The sequence below is a fragment of the Lentzea sp. NPDC092896 genome (genome assembly GCF_044754905.1).
In the GTDB taxonomy this organism is placed as follows: domain Bacteria; phylum Actinomycetota; class Actinomycetes; order Mycobacteriales; family Pseudonocardiaceae; genus Lentzea.
The window spans coordinates 296,000-310,713 of sequence record NZ_JBIVPX010000009.1 but is presented as its reverse complement, the minus strand read 5'-3'; the positions used below and the strand labels follow the sequence as shown (position 1 = coordinate 310,713).

General features: G+C 69.7%; 11 protein-coding genes. 3 read left to right on the top strand and 8 right to left on the bottom strand.

Annotation, left to right across the window (positions count from 1 at the left end; genetic code table 11):
* Nucleotides 1-14: 14 nt before the first annotated feature.
* A complete protein-coding gene (rpmE, locus tag ACIQF0_RS36305) occupies nucleotides 15-227 on the bottom strand; it encodes a 50S ribosomal protein L31 (protein WP_191301393.1) in 213 nt (70 codons plus the stop codon).
* A 243-nt stretch (nucleotides 228-470) separates the two neighbouring features.
* Between rpmE and ACIQF0_RS36300 the strand changes: the two genes are divergently transcribed.
* Complete coding sequence (locus tag ACIQF0_RS36300; protein ID WP_401037367.1) at nucleotides 471-857, top strand: hypothetical protein; 387 nt, start codon at nucleotides 471-473, stop codon at nucleotides 855-857.
* A 597-nt stretch (nucleotides 858-1,454) separates the two neighbouring features.
* Here ACIQF0_RS36300 and rho read toward each other — a convergent pair.
* The 6 genes from rho to argS form a co-directional block, all read right to left on the bottom strand.
* Nucleotides 1,455-3,488 (bottom strand): transcription termination factor Rho, encoded by a 2,034-nt coding sequence (rho, locus tag ACIQF0_RS36295; protein WP_401037366.1) that lies wholly within the window; start codon nucleotides 3,486-3,488, stop codon nucleotides 1,455-1,457.
* Nucleotides 3,489-3,809: 321 nt separating this feature from the next.
* Nucleotides 3,810-4,664, bottom strand: coding sequence for a homoserine kinase (gene thrB, locus ACIQF0_RS36290; protein WP_401037363.1), 855 nt, complete (start codon nucleotides 4,662-4,664; stop codon nucleotides 3,810-3,812).
* Nucleotides 4,661-5,713 (bottom strand): threonine synthase, encoded by a 1,053-nt coding sequence (gene thrC / locus ACIQF0_RS36285; RefSeq protein WP_401037360.1) that lies wholly within the window; start codon nucleotides 5,711-5,713, stop codon nucleotides 4,661-4,663. The genes thrB and thrC overlap by 4 nt, the downstream gene beginning before the upstream one ends.
* Nucleotides 5,710-7,026, bottom strand: coding sequence for a homoserine dehydrogenase (locus ACIQF0_RS36280; protein ID WP_360044046.1), 1,317 nt, complete (start codon nucleotides 7,024-7,026; stop codon nucleotides 5,710-5,712). The genes thrC and ACIQF0_RS36280 overlap by 4 nt, the downstream gene beginning before the upstream one ends.
* 3 nt (nucleotides 7,027-7,029) lie before the next feature.
* Entirely contained in the window at nucleotides 7,030-8,448 is a 1,419-nt protein-coding gene (gene lysA / locus ACIQF0_RS36275; RefSeq protein ID WP_401037358.1) for a diaminopimelate decarboxylase, read from the bottom strand.
* Nucleotides 8,449-10,086 carry an arginine--tRNA ligase gene (argS, locus tag ACIQF0_RS36270; protein WP_401037356.1) on the bottom strand — a complete coding sequence of 546 codons (1,638 nt, stop codon included), beginning with the start codon at nucleotides 10,084-10,086 and terminating at the stop codon, nucleotides 8,449-8,451.
* A gap of 169 nt (nucleotides 10,087-10,255) precedes the next feature.
* Here argS and ACIQF0_RS36265 point away from each other — a divergent pair, with 169 nt between their 5' ends.
* The gene (locus tag ACIQF0_RS36265; RefSeq protein ID WP_360044058.1) at nucleotides 10,256-11,080 is read left to right on the top strand and encodes a DUF3105 domain-containing protein; all 825 of its coding nucleotides are present in this window, start codon (nucleotides 10,256-10,258) and stop codon (nucleotides 11,078-11,080) included.
* Complete coding sequence (locus ACIQF0_RS36260) at nucleotides 11,080-11,784, top strand: DUF305 domain-containing protein (protein WP_360044038.1); 705 nt, start codon at nucleotides 11,080-11,082, stop codon at nucleotides 11,782-11,784. The genes ACIQF0_RS36265 and ACIQF0_RS36260 overlap by 1 nt, the downstream gene beginning before the upstream one ends.
* Before the next feature lie 57 nt (nucleotides 11,785-11,841).
* Here the strand turns inward: ACIQF0_RS36260 and ACIQF0_RS36255 are convergent, their stop codons facing one another.
* On the bottom strand, nucleotides 11,842-14,706 hold the full coding sequence (locus ACIQF0_RS36255; RefSeq protein ID WP_401037354.1) for a BTAD domain-containing putative transcriptional regulator: 2,865 nt from the start codon (nucleotides 14,704-14,706) through the stop codon (nucleotides 11,842-11,844).
* Nucleotides 14,707-14,714 lie beyond the last annotated feature (8 nt).

The window sequence follows — 14,714 nt, the reverse complement described above, 5'->3', positions numbered from 1 at the left end:
CGCCGTGAAAGCAGCTACTTGCTGCGCTTGCCGTAACGCGCCTCGAAGCGCGCCACGCGACCGCCGGTGTCCAGGATGCGCTGCTTGCCCGTGTAGAACGGGTGGCAGTTGGAGCACATCTCGACGCGAACCTCGGACGCCGAGGTCGTGCTGCGCGTGGTGAACGCGTTGCCGCAGCTGCAGGTCACTTCGGTGACCGTGTACTCGGGGTGGATGCCAGTCTTCAAGATCTTGTCCCTTTCAAGGATGGCCGCCGGGTCCCTGTTGGTGAACGGGTGAACCGGAGCCGGACTCGACCATTTAGTTTGCCAGACCGTTCAACACGTGCAAAAACGCGGTTGTTCCCGAAGCTCCCCCGTGGCTTAAGTCACAGCCGCTTAACCTCCGTGATACGCCGTTCGGCGCAAGGTGTGGCCGTTCGGCCAAATACAACTCCATGTTGTTGGCGGGTCTCCATCAGACTGTGTGCCGTGTTCTGCACCTCAGAGCGGCCGATGAACCAGCACATGTGGCTGGCAGTGCCGTTCCTGTTCTCCGCCGCCGTGTTCGGCCTGATGGGGTCGGCAGGGCTGGTCACGGCATCCTGGACCACGGTGCCGCTGTCACCGGTCGTGGTGGGAGCCGGCGTGGCAGTGGCCGCGGCGGTGTCCGGCGGCGTGCGCTGGAAGCGAACCTGGCAACGCACGTGGCTGCGGTGGCCGTACCTGGCAGCAGTACTGGTGCTGGGCGTCGTGGAGGGCGCGGTGGAGGTACCCGCGATGGCCGCGACGGTGGTGGGCCTGCCGGTACTGCTGGGCCTGGCGTTCCAGGCGCTGGTGCAGAACGACGAGAGCCGCCAGACCACGAAGTGCCGCTAGGCAGCCACTGAGGGGCCTGACCAGCACAAACGCAGGCTGACGCAGGGGTCCCCTTGAAAGTTGGATCCCCCGCGACCCAACCTAGCGACGAGGTCTGACACTCCAGCGATGCCGAAGGCGAGCAGTCAGAGCACGCGGTCACGGCAGCGTGCGACCGTCCGCGATGCCGAAGGCGAGCCGTCTTTACCGTGCGGTCCGGGTGGGGTGGCTTCGTCACGAGTCGTGCCACAGCTCTTGCTGCACCAGGTCAGGGGTGTCAACTCGACACGCTTTTCGTCGAGTTGACACCCCTGACCTGGTGTGGCCCGCTCTTGGTATGGCTCGTGACGAAGCCACCCCACCAACGCGCCCCTCTACGCAACGCAACTCCGCCCAAAGCAACAGGCGTGCCATCTACCCGCGTGTGGCGTGGACCCCGGCTTTTGATCAGATTGGCGGGGTCTGGGGCGGAGCCCCAGGAATCAGCTGCCAGGTCCCCTCGCAACCCAACCCACGCCCACCGCCCCCTCGGCATTCGAGTGAACCCCAACAAAAAGACCCCCGGTGACCAGCACCGGGGGTCTTTTCACGTGAAACTCACACACCAGCCAACCAGGGTCAGTCCTGCTCAGACCCAGGCGTCGTCTTGGCAACCTGCATCAAGAACTCGATGTTGGTACGAGACTTCCGCAGCCGGTCCAGCAGCAGATCAATGGCCTGCTGCCCGTCAAGCGCATGCAGCACCCGACGCAGCTTGTGCGTGACAGCCATCTCGTCAGGCGACAGCAGCAGCTCTTCCTTACGAGTACCGGAAGAGTCGACGTCGACAGCCGGGAACGTCCGCTTGTCCGCGATCTTCCGGTCGAGCTTGAGCTCGGCGTTACCCGTGCCCTTGAACTCTTCGAAGATCACCGAGTCACCGGCGGAGCCGGTCTCGACCAGCGCGGTGGCGATGACGGTCAACGACCCGCCACCCTCGATGTTGCGAGCAGCACCGAGGAAGCGCTTCGGCGGGTACAGCGCCGTCGAGTCGACACCACCGGACAGGATGCGGCCGGAAGCCGGCGCCGCCAGGTTGTACGCACGACCGAGACGCGTGATCGAGTCCAAAAGAACAACCACGTCGTGGCCCATCTCGACCAGGCGCTTCGCCCGCTCGATCGCGAGCTCGGAGATGGTCGTGTGGTCCGACGGCGGGCGGTCGAAGGTCGAGGCGATGACCTCGCCCTTCACCGAGCGCTGCATGTCGGTGACCTCTTCGGGACGCTCGTCCACCAGGACGACCATGAGGTGGCACTCGGGGTTGTTCGTCGTGATCGCGTTCGCGATCGACTGCAGCACCGAGGTCTTGCCGGCCTTCGGAGGCGACACGACGAGGGCGCGCTGGCCCTTGCCGATCGGCATCACCAGGTCGATGACGCGGGTGGTGAGGATGTGCGGCTCGGTCTCCAGGCGCAGACGCTCGTTCGGGTAGAGCGGCGTCAGCTTGGTGAAGTCCGGGCGGTTGCGCGCCTCTTCCGGGTCCAGGCCGTTGATCTTGTCGACGCGGACCAGCGGGTTGAACTTCTGGCGCTGCTGCTCGCCGTCGCGCGGCTGGCGGACGGCGCCGGTGAGGGCGTCGCCGCGGCGCAGGCCGTACTTGCGGACGAGTGAGAGCGAGACGTAGACGTCGTTCGAGCCGGCGAGGTAGCCCGACGTGCGGACGAACGCGTAGTTCTCCAGCACGTCCAGGATGCCCGCGACCGGGAGCAGGACGTCGTCGTCGCGCACCTCGGTCTCGCGGTCGACACGACCGCCGCCACCCTGCTCCTCGCCACGGCCACCACGACGGCGGCGGTCGCGGAAGCGGCCACGGCGGCCACCGTCGTCGTCACCGTCGGGCTGGCCGCCACCCTGGCGGTCACCTCCGCGGTCACCACGGTCGTTGCGCTCGCCACGGTCGCGGTTGCGGTCACGGCCGCCGCGCTCGTTGCGGTCACCGCGGTCGGAACGCTCAGAGCGCTCGCCACGGTCAGAACGCTCGCCACGGTCCTGACGCTCGCCACGCTCAGCGCGGTCGCCGCGGTCGGAACGCTCAGCGCGGTCCTGACGCTCGGGGCGCTCCGCACGCTCAGGACGGTCGCCCCGCTCAGGACGCTCGGAACGCTGCTCCTGCTGCGGCTGGCTCTCGCCCTCGGCGTTGCCGCCGCCACGGCCGGAACGGCGGCGACGGTTTCCACGGCGCCCCCCGTCCTCGGACGAGCGAGCGTCGTCGGAGGCACCGGAGTCGGCGACGGCCGGCTTCTCGGCTACCTCGAGCTGCTGCTGAACAGGCTTCTCAACGACCTTCTCGGCCGCCTTCACGGGCTTCTCGGCAGGAGCCTCGGCCTTCGCGGCGACCTTCTCGGCCTTCGCGGGCTTCTCGGCTTTGGCGGGCGCACCGGAGCCTTGCTTCTCCTTGATGGCCGCGATCAGGTCGCCCTTGCGCAGGCCTGCGGTTCCGGTGATGCCCATTTGGCCGGCGAGCTCGCGCAGTTCAGCGAGCACCATGCCGGACAGACCCGCGCGGCGGCGCGGCGTCGTGCCGTTCGATGGGGTGGACAGAGCGTTCTCCTCGGCTCCAGAACCAGCGGCAGCTGCGACTTCGCTGCTCAGCAAATCGGTGTTGGTCACACATGTCCTTCCTGACCAGGCCCCGCCTCCTACGCGGCCCAGCGGACCCGCCTTCCCACTCTCAGCGGGGAACGGCGGTCAAGTCCGATGAAGACGGAAGCACGACGGCTTCCCTCAAGCACGGGACTTTTCTCAGATCACACGGCGATCGGGTGCCTCTTTTGCGTTCGCCCCGCCCGCACGGCACAGAGCCGGAACGCAAAAGGATTGCGACTCGGAACGAGTGTCCGAGCGCGACACCGGCGCCCGTGCGCGCGGTGACTGATCGCCCCCGAGAGTAGACGCCGGTCCCCCACCATGCAACAACCGGGGTCGGGCGTGTCAGTCCAATGGACGAACGCGCACGCCGGCGGCGTCGACGTCGAGTCTCCGCACGTCGAAGCCGTGCACGTCGACCTCGGGAGGAAGATCACCGAAGGCGATCACGGTGGGTCCCGCTCCGCTCACGCAGGCGGGAACTCCGAGCTTGCGAAGATCGTTGATCACCCGAACGGTGTCCGGCCATGCGGGCTCGCGGTAGTTCTGGTGGAGTCGATCCTCAGTAGCCGCAAGGAGAACCGTCGGATCCGACGTCAGCGCGTGCACTGCCAGGGCAGCGCGCCCGGCGGCGTGCGCGGCGTCCGCGTGCGGCACTTCGGCCGGAAGCAGGCCGCGAGTGGTCTTGGTGGACGACTCCTGCGACGGGATGAGGACGAACGGGCGCACGCGTGCGTCGGCATCCATCCGCACCGTGCGGTAGCGCTCTCCCTCTGACCACGCAACGACAACGCCGCCGAACAACGACGCGGCCGCGTTGTCCGCGTGCCCCTCGAACTCGGCGGCGATTTGCAACGCGTCCGTGTCCAACTCGCGACCCAACAGGGTGAACCCGGCTGCGACACCCGCCACGATCGCGGCCGCCGACGAGCCCAGTCCCCGTGCGTGCGGAATGGTGTTGCGGCACCTCAGCGCCAGTCCACCGGTGTAGCCGGTGGCGCGGACGGCCCGCACGACGAGATGGGTCTCGTCGAGCGGGACGTCGCCTGAACCAGCACCGTCAACGGTGATCGAGAGGCCGTCGACGCCTTCGCCACCGGCCACCTCCACGTCGTCGTACATGCCGAGCGCCATGCCCAGCGCGTCGAACCCCGAACCGAGGTTCGCGGTCGACGCGGGGACGGAGACGAGGAACTTCACGCCAGCTCCAGCGCGTGCGCGACGGCGCCGGGGTCGACCGGGACCGGCTCGACCTCGGTGGTGCCGAGCAACGCCGTGTCGGGGTCCTTCAGACCGTGACCGGTGACGGTGCACACCACCGTGGATCCGCGCGGCAGCCTGCCGTCCTCGGCGGTCATCAGCAGACCGGCGATGGACGCGGCCGACGCGGGCTCGACGAAGATGCCCTCGGACGACGCCAGCAGGCGGTACGCGGCCAGGATCTGCTCGTCGGTGACGGCGTCGATCAGGCCACCGGAGGAGTCGCGGGCGTTGATCGCACCGGTCCACGACGCCGGCGAACCGATCCGGATCGCGGTCGCGATGGTCTCCGGGTTCGGCACCGGCTCACCGGACACGAGCGGAGCCGCACCGGCCGCCTGGAACCCGAACATCTTCGGGAGGCCCTGGTCGTAGGACGTGTAGCCCTTCCAGTACGCGGTGATGTTGCCCGCGTTGCCGACCGGCAGGCAGTGCACGTCCGGTGCCTGCCCGAGCACGTCGCAGACCTCCCACGCGGCGGTCTGCTGGCCGACGAGCCGCACCGGGTTGACCGAGTTCACCAGCGTCACCGGGTACTCGGCTGCGGTCTTGGACGCGAGCTCCAGGCAGTCGTCGAAGTTGCCGTCGATCTGCAGGATCTTCGCGCCGTGCATGACGGCCTGCGCGAGCTTGCCCATCGCGATCTTGCCGCTGGGCACGAGCACGGCCGCCGTCAGGCCCGCCTTGGCCGCGTAGGCGGCAGCGGAGGCGGACGTGTTGCCGGTGGAGGCGCAGATGACCGCCTTCAGGCCGGAGGCGAGCGCGTACGTCATCGCCACGGTCATGCCGCGGTCCTTGAACGAGCCGGTCGGGTTCGCACCCTCGACCTTGACCCAGACGTCCGAACCGGTGAGCGAGGAAAGGCGCCGCGCGTGCACCAGCGGCGTGCCGCCCTCGTGCAGCGTCACGACCTCGGCGCCCTCGGGGATCTCGATGCGGTCCCGGTAGGCGTTGATGAGACCGGGCCAGCCAGCTCTGACAGCGCTCACTCTTCGCCCTCCACCCTCATGACGCTGACGACGTCCCGCACCACGGGGAGGCCACCGATTTTGTCCACAGTGGACCGCAGCGCGGCGTCGGTAGCCGCGTGCGTGACGATCACGAGACTGGCGTCCTCGATGCGGCCTTCCTGGCGCACCGCGGCGATGCTCACGTCGTGCTCGGCGAACACCGCGGCGACCTGGGAGAGGACACCGGGCTTGTCGGCCACGTCGAGGCTGATGTGGTAGCGGGTCGGCGTGTTCCCCATGGGCTGCGCGGAAAGCGCGGCGTAGGCCGACTCGCGCGGACCGTGTCCGCTCGCGACCATGTTGCGCGCCACGGCGACCAGGTCGCCGACGACCGCGCTCGCCGTGGGGGCGCCACCGGCACCCTGCCCGTAGAACATCATCTCCCCCGCCGCGTCTGCCTCGACGAACACCGCGTTGAACGCGCCGTTGACCGAGGCCAGCGGATGCGTCCTGGGGATCATGGCCGGGTGCACTCGAACCGCGACTGATTCCTGACCGGACGGACTGGTGACGCGTTCGCAGATCGCGAGCAGCTTCACCGTGCGACCGAGGCCCTTGGCGGCCGCGATGTCCGCCGCCGACACCGCGCGGATGCCCTCGCGGTAGACGTCCGACGCCGTCACGCGCGTGTGGAACGCAAGGGACGCAAGGATTGCGGCCTTCGACGCGGCGTCGAACCCGTCGACGTCGGCGGTCGGGTCGGCCTCGGCGTAACCGAGGCGCGAGGCCTCCTCGAGCGTCTCGTGGTAGCCCGCGCCGGTGGCGTCCATCGCGGACAGGATGAAGTTCGTCGTGCCGTTCACGATGCCCATGACGCGCGTGATCCGGTCTCCCGCAAGGGATTCCCGCAACGGGCGCAGCAACGGGATCGCGCCGGCGACGGCGGCCTCGAAGTAGAGGTCCGCACCCGACGCGTCGGCCGCCTCGAACAGGTCCGGGCCGTGCTCGGCCAGCAGCGCCTTGTTCGCCGTGACGACGGACTTGCCGTTGCGCAGCGCCTCCAGCAGAAGGCCGCGCGTCGGGTCGATGCCGCCGATGACCTCGACGATGACGTCCACGTCGTCCGACTTCACCAGCGCCGCGGCGTCCGTGGTGAGCAGGTGCTCCGGCACCTCGCGGTGCTTGTTCGGCCTGCGCACGGCGATGCCCGCGAGCTCAACCGGCGCGCCGATGCGCTGGGTGAGGTCCTCGGCCTGGTCCGTCAGCAGCCGGACTACCTCCGTGCCCACCGTGCCGCACCCGAGCAACGCGACACGAATAGGTTTCACGGGGCCCGCCTCTTTGACTGACACTGCCTACACCTCCAGCCGGAACAGGTCGTCCTCGGTCTCGCGACGCAGCAGCAGCCGCGCCTCTCCGTCGGTCACCGCGGCGAGCGCGGGCCGTGGAAGTCGGTTGTACCCGCTCGCCATCGAGTAGCAGTAGGCCCCTGTGGCGGCGATCGCAACCAAGTCTCCCGGCGCGAGGTCATCGGGCAGCCAGCAGTCGCGCACCACGATGTCACCGGACTCGCAGTGCTTGCCGACGACACGGCACAGCACGGCCCTCGACTCGGGCTCGGCGGCACGCGAAACGAGCTTGCAGTCGTAGACCGCGTCGTACAGAGCAGTGCGGATGTTGTCGCTCATGCCCCCGTCGACGCTGACGTACCGGCGGCGCGCGCCACCGTCCAGCTCGATGTCCTTGATCGTCCCGACCTCGTACACGGTGACCGTTCCGGGGCCGACGATCGCGCGGCCGGGCTCGACCGCGATTCGAGGCATCTCCAAGCCGTTGTGCTCGCACTCCTTCTGCACGATGTTGTGCAGCTGCCGCGCGAGCTCCGCGGGCGGGGGCGGGTCGTCGTCCGGCGTGTAGGCGATGCCGAGACCGCCACCGAGGTCGACGACGTTCAACGACGGGACGTCGCCGTGCTCCTTGCGGATCTCCGCGAACAGGCCGATCACGCGGCGCGCGGCGACCTCGAAGCCGGACGCGTCGAAGATCTGCGAGCCGATGTGGCTGTGCAGGCCGACGAGCTCGAGGCCGCTCGCCTTCAGCACGCGGCGCACCGCCTCGGCCGCGTCGCCGGAGGACAGCGAGAAGCCGAACTTCTGGTCCTCGTGCGCGGTCGCGATGAACTCGTGCGTGTGCGCCTCGACGCCGACCGTCACGCGGATCAGCACCTTCTGCACCACACCGCGGTCGCGCGCGATCTGGTCGAGGCGCGCGATCTCGTGGTACGAGTCGAGCACGATCCCGCCGACGCCGGCCTCCACCGCCGCGACGAGTTCGGGAACGCTCTTGTTGTTGCCGTGCAACGCGATGCGCTCGGCCGGGAAGTTCGCGCGCAGAGCGATGGCGAGCTCGCCGCCGCTGCAGACGTCGATCGAGAGGCCCTCTTCGGCCACCCACTTCGCGACCTGCACGCTCAGGAACGCCTTCGAGGCGTAGTGCACGAGAGTCGGGTCGCCGAACGCCTCGGCGTGTTCGCGGCAACGCGCGCGGAAGTCCTGTTCGTCCATGACGAACAACGGGGTGCCGTACTGCTCCGCGAGCCCGCGCACGTCCACGCCCGCCAGCTCCACGACGCCGGAAGCGTTGCGGGAGGCGTTGCGCGGCCACACCGTCGGGTGCAGGTAGTCGAGCTGGTCGGCGGTCGAGGGGCGGTCTCCGGCGGTGTTGCCGGGTGCCATGACGTCGGCGTGCCGAGGTCCAGCGGGATGTGCTCGCATTTACATTCGCTCCGGTGCGGTGACGCCGAGCAGGCCGAGGCCCGCTCCGAAAACATTCATGGTCGCGGCGCAGAGCGTGAGCCTCGCCTGGTGCAACGGGGTGACCTCTTCGTCGCCCTTCGGAAGCACGCGGCAGCCCCGCTCGCGGTCGTAGAAGCGGTGGAAGGAACCGCCGAGTTCTTCGAGGTACCTCGCCACCCGGTGGGGTTCGCGCAGCTCAGCGGCGGTGGCCACCACCTTGGGGAACTCACCGAGAGTGCGGATGAGGTCGCCTTCCCGCTCGTGCACCAGCAGCGAGAGGTCGTCTCCCCGCGTGACGCCGAGCTCGACGGCGTTGCGCAGCACGCTCGCGATGCGCGAGTGCGCGTACTGCACGTAGTAGACCGGGTTCTCCGCCTTCTGCCTGCGGAGCAGGTCGAGGTCGATGTCGAGGCTGGAGTCGACGCTCGACCGGATCATGGCGTAGCGCGCCGCGTCCACGCCGACCGCGTCGACCAGGTCCTCCATCGTGATGACGGTGCCCGCGCGTTTGCTCATCCGGACGGGCTGGCCGTCGCTGACGAGGTTGACCATCTGGCCGATCAGCACCTCGACGCTGTCCGGGTCGTCGCCCAGGGCGGCCGCCGCGGCCTTGAGGCGCGCGATGTAGCCGTGGTGGTCCGCGCCGAGCATGTAGATGCACAGGTCGAAGCCGCGCCCGCGCTTGTCGACGAGGTACGCGATGTCGCCCGCGATGTACGCCGGGTCGCCGTCGCTCTTGATGACGACTCGGTCCTTGTCGTCACCGAAGTCCGTGGACCGCAGCCACCAGGCGCCGTCCTTCTCGTACAGCGAGCCGTTGGCCTTCAGCTTCGCGATCGCCTGGTCCACGCGGCCGCTCTGGTGCAGCGAGTCCTCGTGGAAGTAGACGTCGAAGTCGGTGCGGAAGTCGTGCAGGCTGCTCTTGATCTCCTCGAACATGAGCCCGACGCCGACCGCGCGCACCGTCTCGGGGTCGCTCAGCGCACCCGGTTCGCGGCGCAGGACCTCGGCGGCGATGTCGCTGACGTACGTGCCCGCGTAGCCGTCCTCGGGGGCCGGCTCGCCCTTCGCGGCGGCGATCAGCGACCGGACGAACCTGTCGATCTGCGCGCCGGCGTCGTTGAAGTAGTACTCGCGGACGACCTCGGCGCCACGGGCCCGCAGGACCTCGCCGAGAGCGCTGCCGACGGCCGCCCAGCGCGCGCCACCGAGGTGGATGGGGCCGGTGGGGTTCGCGGAGACGAACTCCAGGTTGATCCGCTTGCCGGCGAGCTCGGTGCCGGTGCCGTACCAGGACTCCAGCGCCGCGCGGACGATCGCTCCCTGGGCCTCGGTGGCGATCGTGAGGTTGAGGAAGCCGGGACCGGCGACGTCGGCCTTCGCGATGGCGGGCTGGGCCAGCAGGGCCTCGGCCAGCCACGTCGCGAACTCGCGCGGCTGCACGCCGGCCTTCTTGGCGAGTTGCAGCGCGATGTTCGTGGCGTAGTCGCCGTGCTCGGGGTTCCTGGGGCGCTCGACCGTCACCCGCTCGGGAAGAGCAGAGGCGTCCAGGCGTCGGTCGGCCAGCAACTGGGCAACCGTGGTCCGGACCAGATCGGCGAGCGCTTCAGGGGTCACGCTGGAACAGTTTAGAGAAGCGTTGTCGCAGGTCTCGACCGGGTTACCGGGTCTCGGAGGGTGAGACGGCAAGTGTTAACGCGGACGTGGTATCGCCCTGCGCTGACAGTGATCAGACACGATGTCCCTACACTGGCGCCGGTTGACCAGGACGACATCTGAGGCGGACATGACCAGCGGCAAGAAGACGAAGGCCACACGCAACAGCGTGGCCGCAGCCCGTTCCTCGGTGGTGGCGAGCAAGCCTAAGCCGTGGGGCACGATCATCGCAGTGATCGCAGTGCTGGGCCTCGCGGGCGGTGTTTTCGGATATGCGTACTCGCAGATCCACGCGAACAACGTCAAAGAGGCCGCCCTGGCCAAGTGGAAGCCCTCGGACACGAACAAGGACCCGTCGACGCAGCTCGCGGGCATCGTGGTCAAGGAGTACAAGGGCTCCCGTCACGTCGAGGCGACCCAGCGCGTCGCCTACGACCAGACTCCTGCCTTCGGCGGACCGCACGACGCCACGTGGGCCGACTGCACCGGTGTCGTCTACGACAAGGCCATCCGCACGGAGAACATCGTCCACGGCCTGGAGCACGGCGCGGTCTGGATCGCGTACAACCCGGACCAGGTCAAGGACGACGCCCTCAACAAGCTCAAGGTCAAGGTCGAGGGCATCCCGTACATGGCGCTCTCGCCGTTCCCCGGCCTCGACAAGCCGGTCTCGCTGCAGTCCTGGGGCCACCAGCTGAAGCTGGACAACGTCGAGGACGAGCGCGTCGACCAGTTCATCTCGTCGCTGCTGCGCAACCCGAACACCTACCCCGAGGTCGGCGCGTCCTGCGAGAACCCGCAGTTCCTGTCGAACCCGGCCCCGTTCGTGGCCGAGAAGCCGGGCGCCGACGCCGTGCCGATGGACGGCGGCAAGGACGAGTCCAAGACCGAGGGCCAGCCGAACGCCAGCACGCCGCCCGCGTCGGGCACCGTCTCGACGCCCCCGTCGAGCTGATGTCCGACCCCACCGACACCGACGAGACCGAGGTGTCCGACCGCCCCTCAGGGGTGGCTCGGACCCTCGTGATCGGCGCCGCGGTCCTCGCCGTGCTCCTGCTGGGCGCGGCGGTGGGCCTGCTCGTGAAACTCCCCGGCTCGTCCAGCTCCGCCGCGGCCCCGGCCTCCGGTTCCGTGGACGTCGGTTTCTGCCAGGACATGTCCATGCACCACCTGCAGGGCATCCAGATGGCGAACGTCGCCAGGGACCGCTCGACCGAACCGGACATCCGCCAGCTCGCGTTCGACATCGCCTCCACCCAGCTCGAACAGGTGGGGCGGATGAAGGGCTGGCTGATGATGTGGAACGAGCACGAGCAGAACGTCTCCGGCGTCTACATGAAGTGGATGGACGCCGCGGGAGTCCACGGTCACGGCGCCAGCACGCCGGAAGCGGGCAAGCCGCTGATGCCCGGCATGGCCACGACCGAGGAACTGACCAAGCTGCGCACCATGCCGGCCGGACGCGATTTCGACGTCTACTGGCTGCAGCTCATGCTCCGCCACCACATGGGCGGGGCGCCGATGGCCGAGTACGCCTCGACCGCCGCCGGCATGCCGTTCGTGCGGACGCTGTCCGACAACATGCTGAAGTCGCAGTCCGCCGAGACCGAGCTGATGAAGGACTACCTGGCCAAGCGCGGAGCCGCACCGCTGCCGTGACCCGGTGTCACTCGTTCGCTGTGAGAGGGCCGTCCGTTCACCGGGCGGCCCTTTCGCTTACTGCGCAACGCCCATAGCGCGGTAGTGCGCGGCGGCCTCCTCCGCGCGTCCCAGGCCCCGCAGGGCGTGGGCGAGCTCGATCCGGTACTCGATCCGGGTGGCGAGCTCCAGCGCGTTCTCGAACGACGCCGACGCGGGCACGCCGAGATCGCTCTGCACGCGCCCGAGCACGTTCCACGCGCTCGCCAGGTGGTCGACCAGCACGCCCTTGCGCAGGTCGTCGACGACCTCGGTGGCCACGGCCAGCGCCCGTTCGAGGTGCCCTGCCCGCCGATGCCCCTCCGCGAGCTTGATCCGTCCCCGCACCACGTAGTCGGTGTTGCCGACCTCCCGCGCGAGCTCCAGGCCCTCGTAGAGGTGACGCAACGCCGACTCGTGGTCGCCCTGCCTGCTCAGGGTCGCGCCGAGCCCGGACAGCACGGACGCCTCCTCGCTGCGTTCGGAGATCTCCCGGCTGCGCACCAGGGCCTTGCTGAGGTACGCCCACGCGGAGTCGAGGTCACCCGCCGCGAGCGCGATCCGGCCCAGGTTCCCGACGCAGATGGCGACCAGGCGGTAGTCGGTGCTGTTCGACCGCAGCTCGACGGCTCGGGCGTTGCAGTCGCGGGCGGCGGTGAACTCACCGAGCCGCTGGTGCAGCAGGCCCAGGATCGCCAGGGCGTACCCCTCGTTCACCTCGTCCCCGAGCGAGCGCGCCACCTCGAGGTTCGCCGTCGCGTGCCGCACGCCCAGCCGATAGCGGCAGGCCATGTAGTACGACAGCGCGAGGTGCGACAGGCTCAGCGCCTCCTCGCGCGGGTCGCCCAGCCTGCGCACGGCGGCCAGGCCGGCCTCCTGCGTCACGATCAGGTCGTCGATGCGGTGCGAAATGATCATGTAGTGCCCGGTGTTGCGGGGCAGGTCGCGCACCAGCCGTTCGACGCCACGGCGTTCGGCGTGGGCGACGGCCGCCACCAGGTTCGGGTGTTCCACCGCGAACCACGCGGAGGCCGCGGGCAGGTCGGCCACGACGGGCAGGGACGACGGCGGGTGCGCCAGTTCCGGGTCCACCTGACGGCGGCCGGGTTGCAGCACGTTCGTCGCGCGGTGCGCCACGGCCAGGTAGTAGTCGAGGACGCGGACGTCCGCGTCTTCTCTCGGACCGTCGAGCCCCAGGGCGTGTTCGCGCAACAGGTCGTGGAACCGGAAGCGGTCGCGCACCTGCTGTTCGAGGAGGTGGTGGTCGAGCAGGTCCTCCAGCGCGTCCTCGGCGCGCGGGCGCGGCAGACCGGTCAGCGCGGCGGCGGCGTGCGCGTCGAAGTCCACGCCGGGGTGCAGGCCGAGCAACCGGAACACGCGGCGCAGCGCGGGTTCCAGGTGCTCGTAGGACAGCGTGAACGCGGCGGCGACGCCCCGGTCGTCCACCGCGAGCTCCGATAATCGTTGCTGCTCCACGCGAAGCCGCTCGACCAGGTCCACGACCGTCCATCGTGGACGGTGCCGCAGCCGGGCGCCGGCCACCCTGACCGCCAGCGGCAGGTAGCCGCACAGCGACACCAGCTCGGCCGCGCCCGGTCCGCGATCCTCGCCGACCACGCGCAGGAACAGCTCTTCCGCTTCCACTGCGGGAAGAACGTCCAGGGACAGCGGCACCGCACCGTCCAAAGTGGGCAGCCGGCGACGGCTCGTCACGATCACCGCGCAGCCCGGTGAGCCGGGGACGAGCGGACGGACCTGAGCCGCGTCCGACGCGTTGTCCAGCACGACCAGCGCGCGCCGCCCGGCCATCGCGGTGCGCCAGGTGGCCACGCGGTCGTCGAGCCCGGCCGGGATCTCCGTGCCGGGCAGTCCCAGCGACCGCAGCAGCACGCCCAGCGCGGCCTCGGCGGTCACGGGCTGCCGGTCAGGGGTGTAACCGTGCAGGTCGACGAACAACCGGCCGTCGGGGAAGCGGGAGGCGAGCGCGTGCCCGGCGCGAACGGCGAACGCGGTCTTGCCGACGCCCGCCATGCCGTCGACGGAGATCACGCCACCCCGTCCGGCGACGAGTTCGACCAGGCGTTCCAGCTCGAGCGCGCGACCGGTGAAGTCGGGGACGTCGAACGGCAGCGAGTCCGGGGCGCGCACCGGTTCGACCGGCGCGGCGGGAACGTCCGCGGGGGCCGGGTTCAGCCCAGGGTCCGCGCGCAGGACGCGTTCGTAGAGCGCGCGCAGGTCGTCACCGGGATCCACGCCGAGGTCGTCGGCGAGCAGGCGCCGGCACTCGTCGTAGCGGCGCAGCGCCTCGGCCTGCCGCCCACTGCGGTGCAGGGCGAGCATCAGCAGGCCGACCAGCTTCTCCTGGTACGGGTGTTCGGCGCACAGCACGGTCAGGTCGCCGATGACCTCGCGGTGCCTGCCCAGCCGCAGCTCGTGCTCGACCCACTCCTCGACGACGCCGAGCCGTTCCTGCGTGAGCCCGTCCCGCAGCCGGTCCAGCACGAACGAGCCCGCGGCACCGTCGAACGGGGTGCCGCGCCACAACGCCAGCGCCTTGAACAGGCCGGACGCGGGATCGGCCGATCCGCGGGCGTCCGCGACGAGCTTGCGGAACAGGTGCAGGTCGACCTCGGCGTCGAGCGCGTAGCCCGGTGAGCGGCGGACGATCTCCAGTCCGGCGGGCTTGAGCACCTTGCGCAGCCGCGACACGTAACCGTGGACGACGCCACGCCAGTCCCCCGGCGGTTCCTCGCCCCAGACGGCCTCGGCCAGCCGGTCGACGGACACGCCCTGCCCCGCGTTGAGCGCCAGCACGGCGAGCACGCACCGCTGCTGCGGCGCCCCGGCGGCGAGGCGCTCGCCGCCGTGCCAGATCTCGACCGACCCCAGGATTCCGATCTCCATGACGGTCA

Bases quoted from the DNA above. Each gene is read 5' to 3' on its own strand.
- lysA (WP_401037358.1), bottom strand. From the start codon at position 8,448: ATGCGAGCACATCCCGCTGGACCTCGGCACGCCGACGTCATGGCACCC.
- ACIQF0_RS36265 (WP_360044058.1), top strand. From the start codon at position 10,256: ATGACCAGCGGCAAGAAGACGAAGGCCACACGCAACAGCGTGGCCGCA.
- ACIQF0_RS36260 (WP_360044038.1), top strand. From the start codon at position 11,080: ATGTCCGACCCCACCGACACCGACGAGACCGAGGTGTCCGACCGCCCC.
- ACIQF0_RS36255 (WP_401037354.1), bottom strand. From the start codon at position 14,706: ATGGAGATCGGAATCCTGGGGTCGGTCGAGATCTGGCACGGCGGCGAG.